At 35.4% G+C, this 727-nt stretch carries 1 protein-coding gene; it reads left to right on the top strand.

Annotated elements, in window-relative coordinates:
• On the top strand, nucleotides 1-727 hold a 727-nt coding region (locus tag A6M21_RS17720), incomplete at both ends, for a transposase (protein WP_151191765.1).

Below are 727 nucleotides of genomic sequence, written 5' to 3'. Positions count from 1 at the left end.
CAATCACATTTAAAAGGAAAACAAGTTTGGGGACATCAGCTTCTTACCATGATGCTATCATGCGGCAAAGTAGTATTGCCTTACTACATCGAACGCTATGAAAAAGGTGGCAAAAGCAAAATCGAAAGAATATGTGAAATGGTATCTATGCTTCCAATACCTAAAGGACCAGCATATGGACTATGTGATTCATGGTACATAAACAAGAAAGTAATAGAAGCACATTTTGAAAGAGGATACCATCTCATAGGAGCACTAAAAACTAATAGAATTATCTATCCACAAGGCATTAGAATTCAGATAAAAGACTTTGCCCAATATATCGAAAAGAACGAAGTTCACCTCGTTACAGTGAATGGTTCTAGGTACTGGGTGTATCGCTATGAAGGAGCTTTAAATGGGATAGATAATGCTGTAGTTCTAATGTGCTGGACTGAGAAAGCTTTTAAAAATCAGAAGGCTCTACATGCATTTATATGTACTGATACTGAATTAGATACTGAGACTATTCTAAAATACTATAGTCAGAGATGGCCTATAGAAATATTCTTTAGACAGACAAAGAATAATCTTGGACTAAATACGTATCAAGTACGCTCAACAAAATCAATAGATAGATTATTATGGCTTATATCATTGACATACCTGTATTGTACGACTTCGGGCGACGAATATTACAAATTTGGGCAGGGAATAAAAATGGTTCGTAAAGAAGTACAAAAGCAGC

Origin of the sequence: Desulfotomaculum copahuensis (assembly GCF_001655685.1) — a bacterium.
Classification (GTDB): domain Bacteria; phylum Bacillota; class Desulfotomaculia; order Desulfotomaculales; family Desulfovirgulaceae; genus Desulfotomaculum_G; species Desulfotomaculum_G copahuensis.
This window is presented reverse-complemented; position numbering and strand designations above follow the sequence as displayed.